Origin of the sequence: Marinobacter sp. Arc7-DN-1 (genome assembly GCF_003441595.1) — a bacterium.
Classification (GTDB): Bacteria; Pseudomonadota; Gammaproteobacteria; order Pseudomonadales; family Oleiphilaceae; genus Marinobacter; species Marinobacter metalliresistant.
The window spans coordinates 3,945,247-3,967,386 of the sequence record NZ_CP031848.1; the positions used below are offsets into that span (position 1 = coordinate 3,945,247).

At 58.3% G+C, this 22,140-nt stretch carries 17 protein-coding genes and 1 pseudogene; 12 read left to right on the forward strand and 6 right to left on the reverse strand.

Annotated elements, in window-relative coordinates:
- Positions 1-3: 3 nt before the first annotated feature.
- Complete coding sequence (locus tag D0851_RS18555; protein ID WP_117619954.1) at positions 4-3,099, forward strand: efflux RND transporter permease subunit; 3,096 nt, start codon at positions 4-6, stop codon at positions 3,097-3,099.
- Here the strand turns inward: D0851_RS18555 and D0851_RS18560 are convergent.
- Together D0851_RS18560 and D0851_RS18565 are read right to left on the reverse strand one after the other, a co-directional pair.
- Positions 3,074-4,930: a putative bifunctional diguanylate cyclase/phosphodiesterase gene (locus D0851_RS18560; protein ID WP_117619955.1), complete on the reverse strand. Its 1,857-nt coding sequence runs from the start codon at positions 4,928-4,930 to the stop codon at positions 3,074-3,076. The genes D0851_RS18555 and D0851_RS18560 overlap by 26 nt on opposite strands.
- A gap of 127 nt (positions 4,931-5,057) precedes the next feature.
- Positions 5,058-6,089: pseudogene (locus D0851_RS18565) on the reverse strand (amidase family protein); the annotation flags it as partial.
- An 80-nt stretch (positions 6,090-6,169) separates the two neighbouring features.
- Between D0851_RS18565 and D0851_RS18570 the strand changes: the two are divergent.
- Positions 6,170-6,778 carry a methyltransferase family protein gene (locus D0851_RS18570; protein ID WP_117619956.1) on the forward strand — a complete coding sequence of 203 codons (609 nt, stop codon included), beginning with the start codon at positions 6,170-6,172 and terminating at the stop codon, positions 6,776-6,778.
- Positions 6,779-6,805: 27 nt separating this feature from the next.
- Here D0851_RS18570 and djlA read toward each other — a convergent pair whose 3' ends face one another.
- Positions 6,806-7,585, reverse strand: a complete 780-nt coding sequence (djlA, locus tag D0851_RS18575; RefSeq protein ID WP_117619957.1) for a co-chaperone DjlA — start codon at positions 7,583-7,585, stop codon at positions 6,806-6,808.
- A 234-nt stretch (positions 7,586-7,819) separates the two neighbouring features.
- Between djlA and alkB the strand changes: the two genes are divergently transcribed.
- Positions 7,820-8,470, forward strand: a complete 651-nt coding sequence (gene alkB, locus D0851_RS18580) for a DNA oxidative demethylase AlkB (protein ID WP_117619958.1) — start codon at positions 7,820-7,822, stop codon at positions 8,468-8,470.
- Between the two features lie 4 nt (positions 8,471-8,474).
- Here the strand turns inward: alkB and D0851_RS18585 are convergent, their stop codons facing one another.
- A complete protein-coding gene (locus tag D0851_RS18585) occupies positions 8,475-9,755 on the reverse strand; it encodes an MgtC/SapB family protein (protein WP_117619959.1) in 1,281 nt (426 codons plus the stop codon).
- 165 nt (positions 9,756-9,920) lie between these two features.
- On the opposite strand from D0851_RS18585, the gene D0851_RS18590 reads away from it, so the two are divergent.
- Complete coding sequence (locus D0851_RS18590; RefSeq protein WP_117619960.1) at positions 9,921-11,408, forward strand: SulP family inorganic anion transporter; 1,488 nt, start codon at positions 9,921-9,923, stop codon at positions 11,406-11,408.
- Between the two features lie 76 nt (positions 11,409-11,484).
- Positions 11,485-12,336: a universal stress protein gene (locus D0851_RS18595; protein WP_227539570.1), complete on the forward strand. Its 852-nt coding sequence runs from the start codon at positions 11,485-11,487 to the stop codon at positions 12,334-12,336.
- Between the two features lie 19 nt (positions 12,337-12,355).
- Here D0851_RS18595 and D0851_RS18600 read toward each other — a convergent pair whose 3' ends face one another.
- Complete coding sequence (locus D0851_RS18600) at positions 12,356-13,030, reverse strand: GntR family transcriptional regulator (RefSeq protein WP_117619962.1); 675 nt, start codon at positions 13,028-13,030, stop codon at positions 12,356-12,358.
- A gap of 140 nt (positions 13,031-13,170) precedes the next feature.
- Between D0851_RS18600 and dctP the strand changes: the two genes are divergently transcribed.
- The 6 genes from dctP to D0851_RS18630 all read left to right on the forward strand — a co-directional run bounded on the left by dctP (position 13,171) and on the right by D0851_RS18630 (position 19,807).
- Complete coding sequence (gene dctP / locus D0851_RS18605; protein ID WP_227539356.1) at positions 13,171-14,169, forward strand: TRAP transporter substrate-binding protein DctP; 999 nt, start codon at positions 13,171-13,173, stop codon at positions 14,167-14,169.
- An 86-nt stretch (positions 14,170-14,255) separates the two neighbouring features.
- Positions 14,256-14,777, forward strand: coding sequence for a TRAP transporter small permease subunit (locus D0851_RS18610; protein WP_162893777.1), 522 nt, complete (start codon positions 14,256-14,258; stop codon positions 14,775-14,777).
- 2 nt (positions 14,778-14,779) lie between these two features.
- Positions 14,780-16,117, forward strand: a complete 1,338-nt coding sequence (locus D0851_RS18615) for a TRAP transporter large permease (protein WP_117619963.1) — start codon at positions 14,780-14,782, stop codon at positions 16,115-16,117.
- A 21-nt stretch (positions 16,118-16,138) separates the two neighbouring features.
- Positions 16,139-17,500: a malonyl-CoA decarboxylase gene (locus D0851_RS18620; RefSeq protein ID WP_117619964.1), complete on the forward strand. Its 1,362-nt coding sequence runs from the start codon at positions 16,139-16,141 to the stop codon at positions 17,498-17,500.
- On the forward strand, positions 17,497-19,026 hold the full coding sequence (locus tag D0851_RS18625) for a malonate--CoA ligase (protein ID WP_117619965.1): 1,530 nt from the start codon (positions 17,497-17,499) through the stop codon (positions 19,024-19,026). The genes D0851_RS18620 and D0851_RS18625 overlap by 4 nt, the downstream gene beginning before the upstream one ends.
- A gap of 25 nt (positions 19,027-19,051) precedes the next feature.
- Positions 19,052-19,807 carry an Asp/Glu racemase gene (locus tag D0851_RS18630; protein WP_117619966.1) on the forward strand — a complete coding sequence of 252 codons (756 nt, stop codon included), beginning with the start codon at positions 19,052-19,054 and terminating at the stop codon, positions 19,805-19,807.
- On the opposite strand, the gene D0851_RS18635 is transcribed toward D0851_RS18630, so the two are convergent.
- Complete coding sequence (locus tag D0851_RS18635) at positions 19,798-20,205, reverse strand: GFA family protein (protein ID WP_117619967.1); 408 nt, start codon at positions 20,203-20,205, stop codon at positions 19,798-19,800. The genes D0851_RS18630 and D0851_RS18635 overlap by 10 nt on opposite strands.
- 270 nt (positions 20,206-20,475) lie before the next feature.
- Here D0851_RS18635 and D0851_RS18640 point away from each other — a divergent pair, with 270 nt between their 5' ends.
- A complete protein-coding gene (locus D0851_RS18640; RefSeq protein WP_117619968.1) occupies positions 20,476-22,047 on the forward strand; it encodes a methyl-accepting chemotaxis protein in 1,572 nt (523 codons plus the stop codon).
- Positions 22,048-22,140: the final 93 nt, after the last annotated feature.

A 22,140-nucleotide genomic window follows, 5' to 3' on the forward strand; every position in this document is an offset into this window, starting at 1 on the left:
CAGATGCGTGCGCTGATTTTTGCGGCCATTGATCGCAGCCGTACCACGCTGCTGACCCTGCTGTTCCTGATTCTCGGCGGTATCGCGGCGTTCCAGACCATTCCCAAGGAAGCCAATCCCGACGTCACCATCCCGGTGATCTATGTCTCCATGACCCTGGACGGGATCAGCCCGGAAGACGCCGAGCGTCTGCTGGTTCGGCCCATGGAGCAGGAGCTGCGATCCCTCGAGGGCATCAAGGAAATGCGGGGTACCGCGTCCGAGGGGCATGCCTCAGTGATGCTGGAATTTGATGCCGGTTTCGATCCGGACAAAGCCTTGCAGGATGTACGTGAGAAAGTCGACACCGCCCGCAGTGAGCTGCCGGGAGAGGCAGACGAACCGAGGGTCAACGAGATCAACGTGTCCTTGTTCCCAGTGTTGTCGGTCGGGCTGTCCGGCCCCCTGTCGGAGCGGGAGCTGATTACCATTGCCCGCCAGTTCCAGGATGCCATCGAGTCCATTCCGGAGGTGCTGGAAGTCGAGATCGGCGGCGACCGGGAAGACCTGCTGGAAATCGTGGTGGATCCCCAGGTTCTGGAAAGCTACGGCATCGATTTCGATCAGTTGGCCTCACTGGTCACCCGCAACAATCAGCTGGTGGCTGCCGGCTCGCTGGATACCGGAAACGGCCGCATGGCCCTGAAAGTGCCCGGGGTGATCGAGACCATCGAGGATGTGATGTTCATGCCGGTCAAGGTGGATGGCGATACGGTGGTGACCTTCGGGGATGTCGCCATGCTACAGCGCACCTTCAAGGATCCCACCGGCTTTGCCCGCATCAACGGCGAGCCGGCGCTGGTGCTGGAAGTCTCCAAGCGCTCCGGCGCCAACATCATCGAAACCATTGCCCATATCCGCGATCTCATCGACCAGGCCAGGCCCCAACTGCCGGAAAGCCTGGAAATCCGCTACATCATGGATCAGTCCGAGGAAGTGCGGGACATTCTCAGCGACCTGCTGAACAACGTACTCACCGCCATTGTGCTGGTGATCATCGTGGTGATTGCAGCCATGGGGCCGCGTTCCGCATTCATGGTGGGTTTGACCATTCCGGGCGCTTTCCTTACCGGCATCCTGGTGATCTGGAGCATGGGGTTGACCCTCAATATCGTGGTGCTGTTCAGCCTGATTCTGGTGGCGGGCATGCTGGTGGATGGCGCCATTGTGGTGTCCGAGCTGGCGGACCGCAACCTGTCGGATGGCCAGGCGGTAAAAAACGCCTGGGCCGGGGCCGCAAGCCGCATGGCCTGGCCCATCATTGCCTCCACGGCCACCACGCTGGCGGTGTTTGTGCCTCTGCTGTTCTGGCCCGGGGTGGTGGGGGAGTTCATGAAGTTCCTGCCCTTGACGGTCATCATCTGTCTGGTGGCATCGCTGGCGATGGCGCTGGTGTTTCTGCCGGTGCTGGGCAGTGTCAGTGGCGGCCGGAGGGACCGGCAGAGAGAAACAACAGGCCGGCTGATGCAAGGCTACCGCTGGCTGCTGTCGGTGCTGCTGAAGTCGCCCGGGCTGACGCTGACTGGTGTGCTGTGTGTGATTGCGGTGATATACGCCGCCTATGCCCGCTTCAATTACGGTGTGGAGTTTTTCCCGAGTGTCGAACCGGATTCGGCCCAGGTGCAGGTCCGTGCCAGAGGCGATCTGTCAGTGTGGGAGCGGGATGTGATCGTGCGTGAGGTGGAACAGCGCCTGCAGGGAATGCCGGAGGTAAAGGCCCTGTACGCGCGTTCAATGGTCAGTGCCAGTTCGCAGATGGCGCCCGATGTGATTGGTGTTCTGCAGTTTCAGTTTACCGACTGGTACACCCGGCGCCCGGCCAGTGCCATTATGGAGGATTTCCGGGCGTGGACCGATGATATCCCGGGCATTGAGCTGGAATTCCGCAAGCAGGAGGGCGGACCGGCGGAGGGCAAACCCATTGAGCTGCAGGTGAGCAGCCGTGAGGCCGACGGCCTTAACGGCTATGTGGACAGGATCAAAGACCGCATGCGGGAGCAGGGTGGTTTTGCGGATATCGAGGATGACCGGAGCTTGCCGGGTATTGAGTGGCGGCTGCAGGTTGACCGGGAGGCCGCTGCCCGGTTCGGCACCGATGTGCTGGGTATTGGCAGTGCCGTGCGCCTGGTCACCAACGGTCTGGTGTTGGCGACCTATCGCCCGGAAGACGTCCGGGATGAAGTGGATATTGTGGTTCGGGTACCGAACAACTGGCGGGAGCTGGACCATCTGCAGCGCCAGACCATTCGTACCTCCCGGGGCCAGGTGCCGCTCTCGCAGTTCGTCGACCTTCAGCCGGGGGACAAGACCGGCAGTATTGTCCGGGTGGATGGCCAGCGCACCGTGACCATCAAGTCCGATCTGGCCCCGGGCCGTCGGGTTGACGAACTTCTGCGATCCCTGCAGGCCGGGATGCCGGAGCCACCGGAAGGCATTTCGGTAAAATTTGCCGGCGAAAACGAGGATCAGCAGCAGGCGGCCAACTTCCTGATCACCGCCTTTCTGGTGGCCATCGGGCTGATGTTGCTGATTCTGGTGACCCAGTTCAATTCACTCTACCAGACCTTCCTGATCCTCTCCGCCATTGTGCTTTCGACGGCGGGGGTGCTTCTTGGCCTGCTGGTCAACGGCCAGTCGTTCGGCATTGTGATGGTGGGCATGGGGACCATTGCGCTGGCGGGCATTGTGGTGAACAACAACATTATTCTGATTGATACCTACAACCAGATGCGCAAGGAGGGAATCGCGGCCTATGAGGCGGCCCTGGAAACCGGTTGCTTGCGTCTGCGGCCGGTGTTGCTCACGGCCATCACCACCGTGCTGGGCCTGATGCCCATGGTGCTGGGGGTGAACGTGGACTTGCTGACACCTTCCCTGGGCCTCGGGGCGCCCTCGACCCAGTGGTGGACCCAACTGTCCAGTGCTATCGCTGGCGGGCTGACCTTCGCCACGGTGCTGACGCTGTTGCTGACGCCCGCGCTGCTGGTGCTGGGCAGCCGGGCCGGCCAGGCCCTGGGAAGGCTGACCGGCCGGGTCAGTCGGAGTAATAGCGGCCAATGATTTCGGAAAACGGCAGCGGTTTGCTGTACAGGTAGCCTTGGAGATAGTCGCAGCCTTTCTCGAACAACCAGGCCTCATGGGCTTTATGCTCTACGCCTTCCGCCACCACGAAAAGCCCCAGCCCCCGGGCCAGACCGATGATGGATAGGGTAATGGCGCAATCGTCTTCGTCATCCGGCAGGTTCTTGATGAACGAGCGGTCGATCTTGATCCGGGAGAATGGCAGGTATTTCAATCGGGATAACGACGAGTAGCCAGTGCCGAAATCGTCAATAGCCAGTTCTGCGCCGGCTTCCACCAGCTTCTCCAGAACCCGCCCGATGACCCCGAAATCCCCCTGGATAGAGTCTTCGGTTACCTCGAACTGCAAGGCCTCAACGGGCATCTCCTGGTGGTCGCAGATCTCCTTTACCAGTTCCGGAAAATCGGGAACCAGCACCTGCTCAGCCGACAGGTTGACGGAAATCGTCGGCAACGGGATATTCCTCTCTCTGGCCTCGCGCCAGTGTGAGCACACACTTCTGAGCACGCAGGCACCCAGCTCATACATGAAGCCTGCGCTGCGTGCCACATCGAGGAATTCAATCGGAGACAGCCAGCCACGCTGTGGATGCTGCCAGCGAACCAGAGCTTCCATGCTCTCGAGATGCGTTCCCGTGCGATCCATGATTGGCTGATAGAACACATCCAGGCTGTTGCTTTTGAGGGCTTCCCGCAATTCGCTTTCAAGGGCAAAGCGGGAACGGGCCGTTGTCTGGATTTCGGAATCGAACAGGGTGGAGCGATCCCGGCCCTGGCGTTTGGCGTGGTACATGGCGGCCTCGGCACCCCGAAGCAACTCCTCGGGTTCATGGCAGTCGCCGGGGAAGTGGCAGATGCCTATGCTGGCACTGACGTTCAGATCCTGATCGGACACCCGGATCGGCTGGCGAATGCGTTCCTGGATTTCCCTGGTCACTTCAATCAGGAAGCCGGGCAGGGTGTAGTTGCGGATCACCAGTGCGAACTCGTCTCCCCCGATGCGGGCAATAAAGTCCTTGCCGGCCAGTTGAATATCCCTCAGCCGCTGGCCAATGTCGGCGATAACCTGGTCCCCTGCCTGGGGGCCGAGGCCGTCGTTGATGGTTTTTAACCTGTCTACATCGATCCAGAGCAGCGCGAGGCTGCCTGCACCCCGGCGTTTGATCTTGCGCAGCAGATGGCCGAGCCGGTCGCGGAGGGAATCGATATTGGCAAGGCCAGTCAGCGAATCGTAGCGCCTGACGTATTCCAGCGCCCGTTTGGATCTCAGCCAGGCTTCGTGGGTGTTCATCAGGCTGATAGTATCAGCAATGGCCACAGCCAGGGAGATGTCTGGAACGGACCACTCCCGGTGCTCGTGGGATTCCAGGCAGATCACCCCGCTGAGCTCCTCGCCATCAAAGATGGGGGCGTCGAGCATGGCGTGAATATTCTGAACCGACAGGTAGCCTTGATGGAAAGAACGGGTCCGGGGATCGTTCGGGGCGTCCTCTACGGCAATGACCCGCTCTGCTGTAATGGCCTGAAAGTATTCGGGGTGGTCGGACCGGAAGAGATCGTAGCCGGTATTTTCTTCTTTAACGCAGCTGTTGTGTCCTGGCTGCTCTTCGTCATGCAGCCATTCGCAGGTTATACGGTCCCGTTCCGGCGGAAACAGCCAGACACTTGCCCTTTGAATACCCAGCAGCCGGGTACACAATTCCACGAGAGCCGCCAGTTTCCGGGGCCGGGGCATTTCGATGAAGCCGATGTTGTGACTCAGCTCCATCAGGGCTTTGTGGTGGGTCACGAGGACTTCACTGTCACGCATGGCCGGGCTCAATACGATGTCCTTTCCTTTTGAAGTACGAACGGCCCTCAGTCTCGATTCGGTGCAGAGAACAGATAATATCTGAGCTTCCTATAGAATATGGCAACTGGCGTTAAGTATGTCCAATTCACGCTGTCCCGGTCAGCGAATCCGCACGTGGCGCCGCGTCATTGGCGTGACCCTGGCGAATCAGATCCCTGAGCAGCGGCCAGGGATGTTCAGCCTCGAGGGTAAAGGCAATGTCCAGCAGGGTGCGCTCGCCACCGTGGCGGCCCATGAACTGAACAGATACCGGCAGTTGATCCGGCGTGCGGCCCATTGGAATCGAGATAGCCGGTGCACCCGTGGCATTGGCCAGGGGGGTGAAGCTGACATACTGTCGCAGGCGCTCAAAAAGGGTATCAAAAGGTACCTCAGGGCTGAGATCGCCGAGCGGCGGTGTTGTATGGCCCAGTACAGGGGTGAGCACGGCATCGAAGCCGGCCATGGCATGGGCGTAGTCATGCCGGGAGCGTTTCAGCCGCCAGAGCGCGGTGGGCAGGCGCCAGAACTGTTTCCTGAACATCGTGTCCAGGCCATTGGTCAGGCCGTCGGTCCTGTGTTTTTCGAAAGCGGGATGAATCAGTTTTTTGCCGTTGGCTTTTACGCCAAAGGCCAGCAGTGCCCAGTACAGGGCGAAGTCGTCCGGAAATGAAGAATGCACTGGAACGGAAACCGGCTCGATCCGATGGCCCAGCTTTTCCAGTTTCCGCGCTGTCTCCTCAACTGTCTGCCGGGTGATGTCGTCGGTTTTGTGGCCGTTGATGGAATCCAGTATCAAGCCAATCTTCAGTGGTCGGCCAGAGGGACCCTCGATTCTGCCGCCCGCTGGCAGTTCCGGGTTCCTGTAGAAGGCCTCGGCCTGTTCCAGGAAATTGGCGGTGTCCCGCACAGAGCGTGTGACTACGCCTGCTGCAACAAGGGCTGCTGAGCCGCCGGAAGAGGCACCGGTCGAGTAGGCCAGATTCCATGGATTGCGGGTGGGTACGTCGTGGGCAGGTTCGGTGGTTGCGTTAAAGCCGAATTCCGGCAGCGTGCTCTTGCCCAGGCAGAGAAACCCCTGGGCCAGCATCTGCCGGGCAAACGGACTGGTATTCCTGGCCCTGTTTACGGGAACGGCAAGAGAGCCATGCCGGGTGGCTTTCCATAACCGTTGTCAGGTAATAAGCTGACAGGTTCAACCCATTGTTAGTGATCCCGATGGAATTTACAGAACCTCTCGTACGTCACTTTCTCGGCATCTTCTTCCTGATGATCGGCCTGCAGTTTGCCAGCCGCAGTCTGGGCCTGTTCCAGCGCATGCGCTTTTCCCACATCAATTATGGAGAGCGGGGAAGTGCGCCCTGGTGGCACCGGCATATCTTCAATGTGTTCCGGGCACTGATTCTTGCGGTTTGCGTGGTGCGGATCTTTGCGGATATCGACGGCTGGCTCGGCGTTTTTGGCTGGCTGTATCATTGGCCGGTGTTGTTGGCCGGAATGTTGTTGTTATTGGCATCGTTCACTGTGGTGAACTACCTGCAGGCTTACATGCATGAGGACTGGCGCTCAGGCATTGATCCCCGGAAGGACCAGCGAAAGCTGCTGACGGACGGGCCCTTTGCCCGCTCACGGAACCCGTTGTTCCTGACAGTGATGGCGGGGCAACTGGGCTTTTTCCTGGCGCTGCCCAGCGTATTCTCGCTGGTATGCCTGGTGGCCGGTGTGCTGGTAATCACCCGCCAGGCCGGTGAGGAAGAAAAGGCGCTGGCGGTCAAATTCGGAGAGGACTACGAGCGTTACCGGGTTCGGGTGCCGCGCTGGTTCTGAGCCGCCGCCTGCGAAAAGCGCCGGGCTTTACGCCGACGTTTTCCGGGCTTCCTTGATAACATCGTAGGCGTGGCTGATCTCCCGGGTGCGTTCTTCTGCCATTTCCCGCATGCTCTCGGGTAAACCCCGGCCGGCCAGTTTATCCGGATGGTTTTCGCTCATCAGTTTGCGGTAGGCTTTCTTGAGCTCCGCGTCACTGGCTGACGATGAAACCCCCAGGACCTTGTAGGCATCACTGATCTGATCGGCGGAAGATGGCTGGCCAGCTCCGGCCCGATTGGTATGGGCACCCCGTAGCATGGCTTCCAGCTGATCCACCTGGCTCTCGGGCAGTCCCAGGCCGCGGGCGATTCGCACCAGCATCTCATGTTCGGCCGGGTGTACCACGCCATCGGCGGCAACAGCTGAGACCTGAACCTGAAGAAACATCTGCAGGAACGCAGGTTGCCGGCCACTAGCCTGGAGGAACCGGTTCAGCTCTGCGTCCAGATCGAAATCCGGCTCCTTGCCCCGGTTGAAGGCGGCTTTGGCCGTGGCTTTCTGCTCTTCGTTCAGGCGGAAGCGTACGAACATGGCTTCCGCCATCTGGATTTCGTCGCGGGATATAATGCCGTCTGCCTTGCAGAGGGCACCCATGACGGCAAAGACGGACTCGACAAAGCCGGATTGGATACTCTGGAGCTTGCCGATCAGACGGCGCTTGAGGTGGTTGAAGAGAAAGGCACCGATTGCCGCACCCACCAGAAAACCCGGAAATTTGCCAAAGGCGTAACCGATCAGACCGCCAACGATGATTGCAAACAGCATTAAATTGTCCTTACCAGGGATGAACCAGCCTATAGAATATACGTGTTTTTCAGTCCGGCTTCATGAACAGGCTTTCATGGGGGCAAGGTTAAAAACAATTTGCGCTGGAAATTTCGATGCGTCGTTGATCCTGCTGAGTGCGATATCGCGCAGGACATTGGGAGATGGTTCTGGGGCTCAGTGTTGATAGAATCTACGCGCGGTCGTTTTCATTTTCAGACGAAGCCAAAAGTTATGACACAGGACCTGTTTGGCGAACTGTCGCCGGAGTTGATCAGGGAGCATCTGATGGAAGGTGCGGTGGTGCTTCGCCAGTTCGCCCTCGCAGACGCTGAATGGCTCCTGAACGACATTCAGCGAGTTACCACTCAGGCACCGTTTCGGCATATGAAAACCCCTGGCGGTCATGCCATGTCGGCCGCTATGAGTTGCTGCGGTGATCAGGGTTGGGTTACCGATACCCGGGGGTACCGCTACCAGTCCGAGGACCCGACTTCAGGCCAGCCCTGGCCGGCGATGCCGGAATCCTTCCGCAATCTTGCCGGGAAGGCCGCAGTCGCAGCTGGTTTCGAGGGCTTTGAGCCGGATGCCTGCCTGATCAACCGTTATGAGCCCGGGGCAAAAATGGGACTGCATCAGGATAAGGATGAGCAGGATTTCAGCCAGCCGATTGTATCGGTATCCCTGGGCTTACCCCAGGTATTTCAGTTTGGCGGGCTGAAACGTAACGAACGTCCTGTCAGGGTTCCGCTTGCCCATGGTGATGTGGTGGTCTGGGGTGGCCCGGCACGGCTGAGATATCACGGAGTAATGACGTTGAAGGCCGGGGATCACCCTCTGACCGGCGTCTGTCGATACAATCTGACGTTCCGCAAAGCCCGGTAACCGGTTACTGCAACCAGGCCACCAGCAATCCGGCGGCCAGGGACAGCACCATCGGTACGCCAACCAGAAGCCCGATCTGGCGATTGCCGATCAACCCCGCCATGGCGGATTTGACCAGGTTGTTGGTTGCCGCCGCAATGACGATACCAATGACGGCCGTGCTCATGGCGAGGCCGTTGTTGGACATGCGGGTCAGGGACAGGGTGATGGCGTCCACATCGGCCACCCCGGACGTTGCTGCAAGGACATAGATGCCCGTGTCGCCCAGCCAACTGCTCAGGAACTCGCCCAGCAGCAGGATGGCGGTCAGCAACATTCCGAATACCAGCGCCGAGGTGAGATCCAGTGGATTCTGGTTGAGGGGCGGCTGGCTGACCTGTAACTGTTTTTCGTTTTTTCGCCAGATAATCAACGCCGGGACGTAGAGCAAGATGGTCATCACGAGAACCGGCCAGATGAGCATCGGCAGCAGGCTCCGGTTGATCACCAGGCAATAAAACAGGATGCGGGGAAACATGGTGCCGCAGGCAATCAGGATTCCCGTTGCGAACTGGGCATTCAACTGAGGGGTTTTGGAGGCCTGACGCGCGAAGTGCAGGGTGAGGGCCGTGGATGAGCTCAGACCGGCGAACAGGCTGGTGAACAGAATGCCCTTTCGGGTGCCGGTCACCCGGATGGCGAAGTAGCCGACAAAGGAAATGGAGGCGATCATCACTACCATCCACCAGATCTCCCGAGGGTTGAGAACCCCGCCAGGGCCCAGCTTTTCATTGGGCAATAGAGGCAGCATCACCACGGAAATGAGCAGCAGCTTGAGCGCCGCATCCAGCTCGTGTTCCTTCAGCTTGTTGACCCAACCGTGAATCTCTTCCTTGTTATCCAGGATGATGGCAGTCACGACGGCTGCGGCGGTGGCAATCACCGGATCCACCGCAACCGCCACCGCGCCGAAGCAGAAGGTCAGCACCATGCCTACCATGCCGGTGATACTGAAATTGCGGATGTGCACAAGCCGTTCGCTGTAGGCCACGATTGCCATGGCCACCACGCTGACCAGCAGCACAGGAAACGCCCATTCGGTTATCTCCTGTGCCAGTACCGCGGAAACGCCACCGAGCAAACCGACCAGCGAAAAGGTGCGAATACCGGCAATCCGCTCGCCGGCTTTCTGCTCCCGGGCATCCCATCCCCGCTCCAGGCCAATAATCGCGCCCAGAAGAAGCGCGACCGCGAGGTTTAGGGTGGTCTGGTTTCCGGCCAGAAACCGGGAAGCAACATCATTCATGGGTGGGTGCAGTCTCCTGTTAATCATTGAATGTCCTGATGATAGCAGCAGAGGCACGCAGTCGTTAGGCGTCTAAGAAGATACCGCTAGCGACCTTACTTTCCTGTAAGGGGGCTGATAAGCTTCGCGGCCTTTGAATTCGTAGCAAACCGGAACCCCGAAATTATGGTGAATTCCTTAAAGGCCAACTGGCTTTCGAATACCCGCGGCGATGTCCTTGCCGGCATTGTGGTTGCCCTGGCGCTGATCCCGGAGGCAATTGCCTTTTCCATCATCGCCGGAGTCGACCCCAAGGTCGGGCTTTACGCGTCCTTCTCCATCGCCGTGATTATTGCGTTCGTGGGCGGACGCCCCGGTATGATCTCGGCAGCCACCGGGGCCATGGCCTTGCTGATGGTCACGCTGGTGAAAGACCATGGCCTTGAATACCTTCTGGCGGCGACGCTGCTGACCGGTGTTATCCAGATTGCCGCCGGTTACCTGAAGCTTGGCGGCCTGATGCGGTTTGTCTCACGCTCGGTGGTCACGGGCTTTGTGAACGCACTGGCGATCCTTATTTTCATGGCCCAGTTGCCCGAGCTGACCAATGTGACCTGGCACGTGTACGCCATGACGGCAGCCGGCCTCGGCATCATTTACCTGTTCCCGCTGTTGCCCCGGGTTGGCAGGATCCTGCCTTCACCTCTGGTGTGTATCGTTGTTCTCACGGCTGTGGCGATGTACCTCAACCTGGGTATCCGCACGGTAGGCGACATGGGCGAGCTGCCTGATACCCTGCCGGTTTTCCTGTGGCCGGATGTGCCTCTGAATTTCGAAACCCTGATGATTATCCTGCCTTATTCGGTGGGGCTGGCTGTTGTTGGGCTGCTGGAATCCATGATGACCGCAACCATCGTCGACGATCTGACCGACACCACCAGCGATCGCAACCGTGAGTGCAAGGGCCAGGGTATTGCCAACATCGGCTCCGGCCTGCTCGGCGGCATGGCCGGTTGCGCGATGATCGGGCAGTCCATCATCAACATCAAATCCGGTGGTCGTACGCGCCTGTCGACACTGACCGCCGGCGTGTTCCTGCTGGTAATGGTGCTGGTGCTGGACAAGTGGCTGGTTCAGATCCCCATGGCAGCGCTGGTCGCCGTGATGATCATGGTCTCGATTGGTACCTTTAGCTGGGGCTCTGTCAAGAACCTCAGGGAACACCCGCTGTCAACCAACATCGTCATGGTTGTTACCGTTATCGTGGTGGTGGCCACCCATAACCTGGCGTTCGGTGTGCTGGCGGGCGTGCTGCTGGCGGCCCTGTTCTTTGCCAACAAGGTGGGGCACTACATGCTGGTTACCTCAGAGCTGGATGAGGCCACGGATACCCGCACCTACCGGGTAGTGGGCCAGGTGTTCTTCAGTTCCTCGGAAAAATTCATGGAATCCTTTGATTTCAGGGAAGCAGTCGATAACGTGGTCATAGACCTGAGCCGGGCGCATTTCTGGGATATAACCGCGGTAGGCGCGCTGGACAAGGCGGTGATCAAGTTCCGCCGTGAAGGTTCGGAAGTTGAGGTTATCGGGCTGAATGAGGCCAGTGCCACGATTGTCGACCGCTTCGGCGTGCACGACAAACCCGAAGCCGTTGATCAGCTGATGGGGCACTGACATGACACAGACCCGGGAATCCAACAGCGATCACAGCCAGAATAGCAATTACAGGGATCACGAAGGCGAGGTTGAGATGTTACGAGTAGTTGCCTGCATTGACGGCTCCCACGCCGCCCCGGCCGTATGCGATTACGCCGCCTGGGCCAGTAAACACATGGAAAGCCCCATGATGCTCCTGCACGTGCTTGACGAAGAGCGTTATCCGGCCGAGCCGGACCTCGCCGGAAGCATCGGCCTGGGCAGTCGAGAGCAGTTAATGGAGGATTTGGCGGAACTTGACCGCAAGCGCGCGAAACTGGCCCTGGAACACGGGCACCACATGCTGGATGAGGCGGAGAAACGGGTGCGTGACGCGGGCATCACCGACGTTGTGCAGCGCCAGCGCCATGGCGACCTCACCGAGTCCCTGCTGGCACTGGAAAACCAGACCCGCCTGCTGGTCATGGGGTTGCACGGTGAAACCAGTTCGGAGCGCGATACCCACATTGGCAGCCAGTTGGAAACGGTGATCCGCAGCATGCATCGTCCGATTCTCCTGGTGCCGGATGAATTCACCCGGCCCCGCAGTGCCATGCTGGCCTTTGACGGCAGCGCAACGGCGTTCAAAGGTGTGGAGCTTCTGGCCGGTAGCCCGGTGCTCAAGGGTATGCCCCTGCATCTGGTGATGATTGGCGCGGATACCAGTGACCGCCGGGAGCAGCTCAGGAAGGCGGAGAAAATGCTGGCGGGCCTGGAATCCGGGATCACTCTGGCGATCCGTGCCGGCGATGTTGAACCCGCGTTACACGCCTATCAGGAAGAACACGATATCGACATCCTGGTCATGGGGGCCTACGGCCACTCCCGTATCCGGCAGTTCCTGGTGGGCAGCACAACCACCACCATGCTCAAGACCGCCAGAAAACCGCTGGTGGTCCTTCGTTAGTTCCCGGGAGTGGGTCTTCTCAGGCGGTTGTCCGGGAAGACTCCCCGAACCGCTTGACCTGCGAAACAAAGTCGCTGAAACGGGTTCCCTGAATCAGCACATGCTCTTTCAGGGCTCGCTCGGCCTCCTGCTCCTTTCCATTTTTGATCGCTTCGAAAATTTCCCGATGCTCGGCAATGGAGTTGGAAACCCGGTTACGTGCCTGTAATTGAAGGCGGCGATAGGGCTTCAGTCTCTGTTTAAGCTGTCTTGCTTCAGTCGCCAGGAAGTGGTTGTGGCTGGCCGTGTAAATGCAGTTGTGGAACTCTTCATTTTCGTAGTAATAATCGTCCGGGTCAGCCATGACATCGGGATCCTCGCAGCGCTGCAACGCTGCCCGCAGGGACTCAAGCTCGGATGACTGAATTCTTCTGGCTGCCAGTCTGCCGCACATTCCCTCCAGTTCCGCCATTACCTCGAACATCTCAATCAACTGATCAAAGCCTACCCTGGCGACGAAGGTGCCTTTTTTGGGTTTCACGATGACCAGGCCACTTACGACAAGCTGCTGGACCGCCTCACGAATAGGGGTTCTCGAGACGCCGTACTGCGTGGCGAGGGCATCGTGGTCAAGCTTTTCGCCGGGTAACAGTCGACCGTTGATGATGTCTTCCTCGAGCGCGTCTTTCAGTTTCTGGGTATTCGAGCGTTTCATTTTTATCCCTGCTCGGGGTGAAAACAGGATTGATCATACTTTGGTCAATTGGTGTTGACAGAAGTATATATCAAGCCTAATGATATATACATCAGAATGCTCTGATTGATATTACAACAACAATTTCTGGAGAGAAAACGATGAAGATGCCCTTCGCTAAACTGGCCATGGCGGCCTCCCTGTCGGTATTTTTTTCTGGTATTGCCCTGGCTGATACCGTTTTGCGTGTTTCCCACCAGTTCCCGGGCGGTAAAGGAGACGTCAGGGACGAAATGGTCCAACTGATGGCCCGTGAAGTGGCCGCGGCCGACGTTGGTCTGGAGCTTCAGGTGTATCCGGGCCAGTCCCTGTTTAAGGCCAAGGAGCAGTGGGGAGCCCTGGTTCGAGGCCGGGTCGACATGACTTCCCTGCCGCTGGACTATGCCAGTGGCCGTCATCCCGAGTTCTCCGCCACGCTGATGCCCGGCCTGGTTCGCAGCCACGAGCGTGCCCGGCGCCTGAACGATTCCGAATTCATGGACATGATCAAAAAAGTGATCAACGATGCGGGCGCCCGGGTGCTTGCGGATGCCTGGCTGGCGGGTGGCTTTGCCTCCAACAAGCAATGCATCACGTCGCCGGATACGGTGCAGGGCCAGACACTCCGTGCCGCCGGCCCGGCCTTTGATGAAATGCTGGCGACGGCCGGCGCGTCCATTGCCTCCATGCCGTCGTCCGAGATCTATACCGCCATGCAGACCGGCGTGCTTGACGGCGCCAACACTTCTTCGGGCTCTTTTGTCTCCTACCGTATCTACGAGCAGGTTACCTGCCTGACCGCGCCGGGAGAGAACGCGCTCTGGTTCATGTATGAGCCGGTGCTGATCTCCGAGCGCAGCTGGAACAGCCTGAACGCGGAGCAACAGGCGGCACTGACCGCGGCCGGCCAGAATGCGGAAGAGTATTTCGCCAAAGAAGCCGCTGGTCTTGACCAGAAGATGGTCGATGTGTTCTCCGAAAACGGCGTTGAAGTGGTCAAGATGACGCCGGAAAACTATCAGGCTTGGCTGGATATTGCCAAGAAGAGTTCCTACAAAACCTTCGCGGAGAACGTTCCGAACGGACAGGCACTGATTGACGCTGCGCTGGCGGTCGAGTAGCACCTTCGGTACCGAGTTCTCTGGCTAGCTACCCCGCCCTGGCTTCCGGCCGGCGGGGTAAGCACAACTTTTCCGGGGTTTGAGCTATGTCCCAATCTTCCAGTTATCGGCGAGCCTCGGAGCGAGGTGTGTTTGGCGGCTATATTCGCGGCATGGATGCGGTGTCAGTGGCTGCCGCCATTGTAGCGGGTGTCCTGCTCGCCCTTGGCGTGCTGTCTGTCGTTCATATGGTGTTTGTCCGTTACGTGATGGGTGAGAGCACCGTCTGGCAAACGGAGTTCACCACCTTTGCGATCACGGCCTCCATGCTGCTGGGCACCCCCTACGTGCTGAAAACCGGCGGCCACGTGGCAGTGACGGTGTTACCCGATGCTCTGCGGGGCTTCCCCAGGCGCCTGATGCGTTTGTCGGCCTCCCTGGTTGGCCTGGCCTTCTGCCTGGCCCTGACTTACGGCTCCTGGTACTACTTCTACGAAGCTTATGCGTTTGACTGGACCACGGGTACAGTCTGGAATCCGCCGTTGTGGCCGGCCATCCTGCCGGTGGCACTGGGTGCCTCCCTGCTGTCGCTGCAATATCTGGCTGAAATTCTTCGAGCGGAGCTGTAGCTATGGATCCGGTAACGAGCGGTATTCTTGTCGTTGTGGTTTTGCTGGTACTGATGGCTATTGGTACTCCGATCGCCTTTGCCCTCGGCGCCGTTTCACTGGGAGCCCTGATCCTTGATCGTGGCGTCGGAGAGCTGATCTATTTTGGTGAAACCTTTTTTGGCAGTGTGGCGTCTTTCGGCTTCGTTGCCATCCCCATGTTTATCCTGATGGGCGCTGCGGTGGCCTCCTCGCCAACCGGGCGTGATCTGTATCGATCCCTCGATCTGTGGATGGGTAGGCTGCCGGGCGGCCTGGCCATTTCCAACATTGCCGCCTGTTCGATTTTTGCGGCGCTGTCTGGTTCGTCACCGGCGACCAGTGCCGCCATCGGCAAGCTCGGTATCCCCGAGATGCGCAAGCGGGGCTATCCGGATGGGGTCGCCGCCGGCTGTATCGCGGCCGGTGGCACCCTGGGCATTCTGATTCCGCCTTCCGTCACCATGATTGTCTATGGCATCTCCACCGAAACCTCCATTGGCCGCCTGTTCATTGCCGGCGCGATTCCGGGGCTGATGCTGGCGGTGCTGTTCATGGTCTGGACACTGATCGCCTGCAAGCTTGCGGGCGGTTACAACAGTCCGAATCCGGTGGCCGAGGCGGCGGCTCAGGTCAAGGAGAACGTCGAAGGCAACATCAAGGCACTGGTGCGCGTGCTGCCGTTCCTGTTGGTGGTCATGGGTATCCTGTTTGCGCTCTACGGCGGGGTGGCGACACCCTCCGAAGCAGCTGGGGTCGGCGCCTTCCTGTGTCTGGTACTGGCGATTGTGGTGTACCGCATGTGGCAGGTCAAACCGGTGGGCATCATCATGCGTGACGCCTTGCGTGAGAGCGTGATGATCATGCTGATCATTGCCACCGCCGAAATCTTTGCCTTTGCGCTTTCCTCGCTCTTCATTACCCAGACCGTGGCCGGAGCCATTGCCGATCTCGAGGTGAATCGCTGGGTACTGATGGGCGTGATTAACCTCTTTCTGCTTGTGGCTGGTTTCTTCCTGCCGCCGGTTGCGGTCATCGTGATGGCGGCGCCGATCCTTCTGCCGATCATTGTGGCGGCGGATTTCGACCCCTACTGGTTTGCGGTCATTCTGACCATTAACCTGGAAATCGGCCTGATCACGCCGCCGGTCGGTCTCAATCTTTTCATCATAAAAGGCATTGCTCCAGACATAGCGCTCCGGGACATCCTGCTGGGAAGCCTGCCCTATGCCCTGTGCATGATTCTGGGCATCGTGCTGCTGAGTTTCTTCCCGCAGATTGCCCTGTGGCTGCCGGATCTGATTATGGGCGCGGGCTCCTGACGTAAGATAAGGGTTATCACTATGAACATGAGTTTTTTGCAAGAGCTGTTCAGCGGCATTACCCGGCGTGACGCGCTGCAGCGCAGATTCGGCACCAGGAAGACCAATTACGACCACACGGATCTGGAGGCAGCCTGTCATGAGTTGCTGTACAGTGACGGCGAGGCGGCCAGCATTGTTATGGCCAGTCGCGCACTGGATATATATCAGTCCCTGGGTGACGACGATAAGCGCGCGTTCTTCCGGGCGCTGGGCAGTAACTTCGCAGCTGATCCGGACAAGATCGATGAAGCCTACCGGATTTATAGGGGCGACCGGTCCAACAAGCACCTGGCGGGGCTGTTCGAAGTCTGTGAGCCACTGCGCCAGGAATTGTTCCGGCGGCTCAACCTGGCCCAGGGCGCAACCTATGAGCTGGTGAAAATGCGCCAGGATTTCCTGGCGCTGATGAAAGGCCACAAGGATTTCGAGCCGATCAACGCTGATTTTGAGCACCTCTTCGGCTCCTGGTTCAACCGGGGCTTTTTGATGCTGCGCCGCATTGACTGGGCTACGCCGGCGTCCATCCTGGAGAAGATCATACGTTATGAGGCGGTACACAAGATTCAGGGCTGGGACGACCTGCGTCGCCGGCTGGATAACCGGGACCGACGCTGCTTTGCCTTCTTTCACCCGGCCATTGGTGATGAGCCACTGATTTTTGTGGAGGTGGCCCTGACCAAGGGGATTCCCGACAAGATCCAGCCCATCCTGGCGCACGACCGTTACGATATTGACGCTCCTGAGCTGGCCGATTCCGCCGCTTTCTTTGGTATCAGCAACTGTCAGGTCGGGCTCCGGGGCATTTCCTTCGGTAATTTTCTGATCAAACAGGTGGTTCAGGAGCTTAAGCAGGAACTGCCCAATCTGAAGAACTTTGTGACCCTGTCGCCGTTACCCATGTTCCGCAACTGGCTGGAGCAGATCTCTCACCCGGATTCCGGCCAGCTGACACCGGAGGCGCGGAGTGTGCTCGGCCACCTGGATAATCCGGAGTGGGCCAGGCATCCGGAACTGGCGGAGCGCCTGAACGAGGTCATCCGGCCGCTGGCGGCCCGCTACCTCTTGAAGGAAAAGAGCGGTGACAACCTGCCGCTGAATCCGGTGGCACGTTTTCACCTGGGCAATGGCGCCGAACTGCACCGCATTAACTGGCTGGGCGATGTCTCGGAAAACGGAATGAAACAGTCGGCCGGCCTGATGGTTAACTACCTGTATGTCCTCGAAAACATCGAGCGCAACCACGAAAAATTCACCACCAATGGTGAGATCGTCTGTTCCCCTAGCGTGCGCGAACTGAGCAAGCTGGGCCGGAAACTGCTCCAGGGAGAACCCGAGAAATGAACCACAACCTATTCGATACCTTTGCCACCAGGATGCAGGCCCGGGGCACGGCGAATTTTATCACCACGCCCGAAGGCAGTACCTATTCGTACGCCGATGCGCTGGCTAAGACGGAGCGCATTGCCGGTGCTCTGAAACACCTCGGTGTTAAACCGGGCGACCGGGTTGCCGTGCAGGTTGATAAGAGCCCCGAGGCGATTCTGTTATACCTCGCCACCCTGCGTATGGGAGGAGTGTATCTGCCACTCAACACCGGTTACACCGCCGACGAAATCGGCTATTTCCTTGGTGATGCGGAGCCCGCGCTTTTTGTGTGTCAGCCGGCAGCGCTCGAGGCGGCAGAGGCTATTGCCGCGCAGACTCAATGCCCCTGTGTCCAGACCCTGGGTACCAACGCGGATGGCTCACTGATGGAGGTGGTGTCAGAAGCGGAAGCCTTCACGGGTATCGAGCCGCAGAGTGAGGACGACCTGGCAGCGATTCTTTATACCTCGGGCACGACCGGCCGCTCCAAGGGCGCGATGCTGACCCATAAAAACCTGGGTTCGAACTGTAAGAGCCTGGCCGAGGCCTGGCGTTTCACCGAAAAAGACCGCCTGATCCACGCCTTACCCATTTTCCATACCCACGGTTTATTCGTTGCCTGCAACGTGATTCTGATTACCGGGGCCAGCCTGTATTTCATGCCCAGGTTCGATGTGGACACGATCATCGCTGCCATGCCGGAAGGCACATCGCTCATGGGGGTGCCGACCTTCTACACCAGACTGCTTCAGGATGACCGCCTGACGCCGGAACTGACGGCAAACATGCGGTTGTTCACCTCAGGGTCAGCCCCGCTCACCGCGGAAACCCATCAGCAGTTCAAGCAACGGACCGGGCATGCCATTCTCGAACGCTACGGCATGACCGAAACCAACATGAACACCTCCAATCCCTATGACGGTGACCGCATTGCCGGCACTGTGGGTATGCCGCTGCCGGGTGTTGAAATCCGTATTACCAACCCGGAAACCAAGGACCATACGCCGCTGCCCCAGGGTGAGATCGGCATGCTGGAAGTGCGTGGCCCGAACGTATTCAAAGGCTACTGGCGCATGCCGGAGAAGACCAGGGCCGAGTTGCTTGAGGATGGATTCTTTATTACCGGCGACCTGGCCCTGATCGACGAACGTGGCTATGTGCAGATTGTCGGGCGTGACAAGGATCTGGTGATATCCGGCGGCTTCAACGTTTACCCGAAAGAAGTCGAGCAGGTGATCGATGCCATGCCGGAGGTGATGGAGTCGGCTGTTATCGGTGTGCCGCACCCGGATTTCGGCGAGGGCGTAACGGCGGTTGTGGTTCTGCTGCCGGGGCAGAAGCTGGAAGAGGCGGATGTCATCAAGGCGCTTGCTGGCCATCTGGCCAAATTCAAACAGCCCAAGCGCGTCTTCTTTGTCGATGCCTTGCCCCGAAACACCATGGGTAAGGTTCAGAAGAAGCAGCTCCGGGATCAATTCAAAGACATCTATCAGGACGCTTGACAGGCTCGGCGCTGGAGAAGCACCCATGACCAGAAGTTTTCGTATCGGCCAGATCGTACCCAGTTCCAACACCACCATGGAGACCGAGATACCGGCAATGCTTCGGGCCCGTGAGGCAGTGGAACCGGAGCGCTTTACCTTTCACTCCAGCCGTATGCGTATGAAAAAGGTAACCAGGGAAGAGCTGGCAGCCATGGATGATGAGTCGGATCGCTGCGCGCTTGAGCTGTCCGATGCCGCCGTGGACGTGATGGGTTACGCCTGCCTGGTAGCCATCATGAGCCGCGGGGCAGGGTACCACCGTGAATCTCAGGCGCGCCTGCACGGAGTCACTGTAAAAAACGGTCACCCGACGCCGATTGTCAGCAGTGCCGGTGCTCTCACCGAAGGCCTGGATATTCTCGGGGCCAGGCGTGTTGCGATCATCACGCCCTATATGAAACCCCTGACCCGGATGGTCATTGACTACATCGAGGCGGAGGGCATTCAGGTGGTGGACAGCATTGCCCTGGAAATTCCAGACAACCTGGAAGTCGGTCGGCGCGATCCGCTGGCGCTGACGGAAATCGTGAAGCGCCTCGACATCAGCAAGGCCGATGCCGTTGTTCTTTCCGCGTGCGTACAGATGCCTTCGCTGGCCTCGATTCAGCAGGTTGAGGATTCACTGGGGTTACCGGTGGTGTCCGCAGCCACCTGCACCACCTATCAGATCCTGAAGGAGCTGAAACTCAAACCCCTGGTGCCTGACGCCGGCAGGCTTCTGAACGGCAGCTACACCTGACCACGGACCCCGGGGAACCGGGGCAGGTCATCCGTGATCTGCCACCAGTCAGCCTTGGAGTCGGTGAACGCGTGCGATGACAGTATCGTCGCCAGGGTGCCGTCAAGGAGCCCTGCGCGCACACGCAGTTTATTGGGAAGGCCGGCTCTCCGACTGAAAACCGGGGAACCACACCGGCGACAGAAGACCCGCTCCTTGCCTGGTGAAGACTCGTAACTCGACAGACTGTCCTCTCCGGTGAGCAGACGGAACTGACTGGCCGCTACCGGAATATTAGTGGCGAACGCCGTACCCTGGGCCCTGCGGCACTGGCTGCAATGGCAGATTTCGATAGAGGCCAGCTCGCCATCAATCTCGAATGTGATCTCGCCGCAAAGGCAATGTCCTGTTGTCTTCATAGCTCTCCCTCAGTTCCGTCAGACTTGTTCGGCCCATGCCAGATGGCTCCCGATTCAGTATTTGTATCAGCTAACCGGGCACAGGTATCAAGGTATTTGTCGCGGTGTGGATGCTGATCCGGTGGACCCACTGATGATTTCCCTAAAACGGTCTGATCAACGGTACAACCAAAACAGAAAAGGAACGTATACATGCAGTGCTGGCATGCAGTCCTGTAACTGATGGTAGGTCAGCTATAAGTATTCCTATAAATTATAAGGAACCTTAAAGTGACAATAAGCAATTCGTTAAGAAACCTCACTGTCGGTAAAAAACTGACTCTCAGCTTTGCCATCCTTCTGGTATTTCTGGTCATCGTATCCGGGGTCAGTTTGTTTTCGCTCGATGACTATAATCATCGGGTTTCAATTGTAAAGCACGCTAACGCGGCAGAGATTGCACTGCTGGAAGCAGAAAGAGACCAAAAGAATTTCAAGGTTGAACGGGATCCACGATACATCGGGCACGCCATCGGGTACGTTGATGAGGCAAAAAGCGCTCTGACGCCTCTGATCGAAATGAACGAGGGCGAAGACCGGCAGCGGGCAGAACAAATTTTTGACGATGTACGGACCTATGAGGAACTGCTGAAAAGGTATGAGGCTGGTATCGACGGGCCGCCTGAAACCCTCAAGTCCATTGAGGAGCAACTGCTTGCCGTCGCAACCCGCACGATTGGCCTGACAGAGGACCTGAAAAAACTCGAGCAAACACAGATGCAAGAGCGATACGACCTCACGGTTGCGGAAATTATTATAGTGACAGTGATTGCCCTTCTCTCGACCCTCATCCTTGCGTGGATACTGACAAAGTCAATTACGGCGCCAATCAACGAAGTGGTCAAAATAGCCAACAAGGTTGCCTCAGGCGACCTCACTGTGGATGTCCGAAGCCAGCGCGGTGATGAATTTGGCCAGCTGCTCGCTGCGTTTGGAGCCATGATAACCAATCTCAGAGAGCTGATTCGCGAAATTGATACCGGGGCCTCCAGCATCGCCTCATCATCGGAACAGCTGTCTACCGTAACGAATCAGACCAGTAAGGGCGTAGCGGAACAACAGTCACAGACCGATCAGGTCGCCACCGCCATGAATGAGATGGTCGCAACCGTCAATGATGTTGCCAAAAGCGCCGAGGCCGCCTTTGAGGCGGCTAACGACGCCAGTGAGAAATCCGGCAATGGTGAGATGGCGGTCAGGGAAACCCTGGAGTTTGTCGCGGATCTGAACAAACAAAGCGCCAATGTGATGGAACTGCTCAACGGCCTGCAAATGGAAACCAACAACATTGGCACAGTGCTGGACGTGATCAAGTCGGTTGCCGAACAGACCAACCTGCTGGCACTCAACGCCGCCATAGAAGCGGCTCGGGCCGGAGAACAGGGGCGGGGATTTGCCGTGGTGGCTGACGAAGTGCGGTCCTTGGCTCAGCGAACCCAGAGCTCTGCAACCGAGATAGAAACCCTGGTCAGCAATCTGGTTAACAGTGCTGAAACATCGGTTGCCAGCATGGAGACCGGTACAAAGCTTGCGGAGCAGACGCTAGAACGGGCGCAATTGGCCGGTACGGCGATTCAGGAAATGGCGAATGGAGTTGAACAAATCCGCCAGTACAACAGCCAGATTGCGACCGCTGCTGAAGAACAAAGCGTTGTGGCGGAGGATATCAATCAGAATATCACGCTGATCCGCGATGTATGTGATCAGTCTGCCGCGTCCACCGAACAGGTCTCCGCTGCGAGTGAAGAGCTGGCGCGCCTTGCTGAAGGGCTCAGCACACAAGTGGCCCGTTTCAAGGTTTGATGGATGGAGCGAGTCATCGAGAAGGGGCGGATCACATAGCCTGCCTCTTTCCGCAAGAGACAGTGTTGTCGACAGTGCAAAACAGCTTTGAGA